At 57.2% G+C, this 451-nt stretch carries 1 protein-coding gene; it reads right to left on the bottom strand.

What is annotated here, in order from left to right; all coding sequences use genetic code 11:
* A partial coding sequence (locus H6B10_RS15365; protein WP_243427428.1) for an asparagine synthetase B family protein occupies window positions 1-451 on the bottom strand: 451 nt, incomplete at both ends.

Raw genomic sequence — 451 nt, 5'->3', positions numbered from 1 at the left:
TTGCCAGCGAGGTGATATACGAGGAATCCACCCCGCCCGAAAGGAACCCGGCAACCTCCACATCGGCGATTTTGTGGGCGGCCACACTGTCCTGCATGATTTTGTCAATGACTTCCGGCCAGTCGGTGGGGGATTGCTCCGAGGCAAAATCTGCCTGCCACCACCGTTCAATCCGCAGGTCATTGCCGTCAAAGGTCAGGCAGTGGGCAGGTAGCAGCTTTCTTACGCCGCGGAAAAAAGTCTCCTCCCCGGGGGAGTATTGAAAACTCAGGTACAGTTCCAGCTGGGACTCGTTCAACTGTTTCTCAAAGGCGGGATGGTCCAGAAACGCCTTGATCTCGCTGGCAAACAACAGGGTGCCGTCCGCTGCCTGGTAATAGTACAGCGGTTTGATGCCAAAGGCGTCCCGTGCACAGAAAAGGGTCCCGGTCTGCCGGTCCCACAGCGCAAA

Origin of the sequence: Gemmiger formicilis, from assembly GCF_016901605.1 — a bacterium.
GTDB classification, from domain to species: domain Bacteria; phylum Bacillota; class Clostridia; order Oscillospirales; family Ruminococcaceae; genus Gemmiger; species Gemmiger formicilis_B.
The sequence above is the reverse complement of the archived record's forward strand: the minus strand, read 5'-3'. Positions and strand labels throughout refer to the sequence as shown.